The sequence below is a fragment of the Bradyrhizobium sp. WBOS08 genome, assembly GCF_024585125.1.
Taxonomy (GTDB): domain Bacteria; phylum Pseudomonadota; class Alphaproteobacteria; order Rhizobiales; family Xanthobacteraceae; genus Bradyrhizobium; species Bradyrhizobium japonicum_B.
In genome coordinates, this window is sequence record NZ_CP028988.1 from 3,962,961 (window position 1) to 3,964,730 (window position 1,770).

A 1,770-nucleotide genomic window follows, 5' to 3' on the forward strand; every position below is an offset into this window, starting at 1 on the left:
CTGAACGGCTCGCGCCGCTCTCCTGAAGCCGCCGAGTTCCTTTCTCTCCAATCGCAACGGTTGGACACATCACGAAACATTTTTTTGGGCGTATCGCGGTTTCGTCTTGAAGTTGTATGCGAGTTAACGTTCTATGAACGCCGAAGGAGGGGCAGTGGGGCTGCGTCCGAACACCTGCGACAGAACTATACATCCGCTACTGCGGTAGCCATCGATGCAACCGGGGCGGGTATTGTGCAGATGATGGATTTTTTTCTCGTCGGCAGGCGTGCGGCCCGGATGGGCTGCCGGCCGCCGCAGCAGGCTCACGTCCCCAGGGATCACGATAGGCCCCGTCGAGCGGGCTGAATGCGGGGAGCGAGAGCCATGGCAAAAGGCGCGAACGAGACGGCAACAGCCGGCAAGACGGCATTGAACGGGATCAAGGGCGGAGCCGCGGCCGAGGCCGCGAATGCGAAAGAACGCGCGCTCGATCCGCAGGTGCTGGCGCAGATCGCCGCGTTCAAGATGCGGATCCAGGCCGGCGTCGGCGAGGTCGTCCTCGCCATGCTCAACCTGCCGCGCTACCGCAACCAGACTCTGGCCGACGTCATGCATCTCGTCGTCGAGCCGATGACGCGCGACCGTATCGCCATCGCCAAGGCAGGCGGCGAGGGCAAGGTCGAGGAGACCGCCGGCATCGCGATCTGGGCCAGCGTCTCCGACGAGGTCGACGCCAAGATCCGCGAGCAGATCCAGGCGCGCGTGTTCCCGATACGGCTGAAGGCGGAAGACTGGACCAGCGGCGAGACCACCTGGCTGCTCGACGTCATCGCCCCCTCGCAAAAAGTCGCCACCGCCGTGCTCGCCAATTTCAAGCAGGTCGTGAAGGACAAGCCGGTGCGCATCCATCCGATCGTGAGCCAGCTGGTCGATCCGGCCGTGCTGGAGAAGATGAAGGTGCGGCCGGTGGGGGAGGCGGGGGAGACGACGTAAGAAAATCGTCGAGCGGATTGCGACAATTTGTAACTTTGTCGTTCAGAAGATTCGGCGGTCGATCGATGAGGCCGCTGAAGAGCTTGAGAAGGATGGCGGAATGACGATCACGTTCGATCCAATCCAGCAGCGTTCCACGCACGTGGAAAGCGGCTTGGCTGTTCAATGGGTCCGGAACGAGCCTCCGATGGAATGCCGAACGCATTTCAAGTTGATTGTCGAGGGGAGTGAGATCCCATTTGAAGGCACCTTCGACAACGGCTGGAGCAAGATTCAGAAGGAGTTTCCGGATGCCGATGCGGTTGAGCTGCATCGGAAAGTGAGTGCTCTTCACCAACTGGACTACAGCGCGTCGAATATACGCGCCAGCTTCGACCCGGACCTCTTCGTTGAGGTCTGGCAAGACCTCGTGGCCCAACGTCTGCCAGGATATCGCATTTCGACCCATTACGTCGAGTTTCGGGGAGGCGATCCCAGCAATAAGAAAGAGTGGAGCTGCGAAGGATGAGCGCCAACCCGCTTCTCGATGCGCTTCGCGCCTCCATACCTGAAGGGGGAAAGCTAACGCTCGATGCCCTGAATAATTTCCTCAACACTGCGATGGGAGCGAGCGACAATTACTTCGGCTTCAACGAAGCAACAGAAGCGGTCAACCGAGCTTATAAGTCGACAATTTTCTATTCGGGCTCTTTGGGCCCTGAAGCGGGAGGCGTTTATTCCGGTGAAATCGCCCGCGGCTTAGCCGACCGTAGCGATGGCCAAGTCCGGATACTGGACAACACCAAGATCGGCCGC

The 1,770-nt window shown here is 60.0% G+C and carries 2 protein-coding genes; both read left to right on the forward strand.

Annotation, left to right across the window (positions count from 1 at the left end; translation table 11 throughout):
- The first annotated feature begins 366 nt into the window (after nucleotides 1-366).
- Nucleotides 367-975 (forward strand): toxin-activating lysine-acyltransferase, encoded by a 609-nt coding sequence (locus DCM80_RS18860; RefSeq protein ID WP_257193057.1) that lies wholly within the window; start codon nucleotides 367-369, stop codon nucleotides 973-975.
- Between the two features lie 100 nt (nucleotides 976-1,075).
- Nucleotides 1,076-1,483 carry a hypothetical protein gene (locus DCM80_RS18865; RefSeq protein ID WP_257193059.1) on the forward strand — a complete coding sequence of 136 codons (408 nt, stop codon included), beginning with the start codon at nucleotides 1,076-1,078 and terminating at the stop codon, nucleotides 1,481-1,483.
- Nucleotides 1,484-1,770 lie beyond the last annotated feature (287 nt).

Excerpts from the sequence above, each read along its gene's own strand:
- DCM80_RS18865 (WP_257193059.1), top strand. The coding sequence starts at position 1,076 with ATGACGATCACGTTCGATCCAATCCAGCAGCGTTCCACGCACGTGGAA.
- DCM80_RS18860 (WP_257193057.1), top strand. The coding sequence starts at position 367 with ATGGCAAAAGGCGCGAACGAGACGGCAACAGCCGGCAAGACGGCATTG.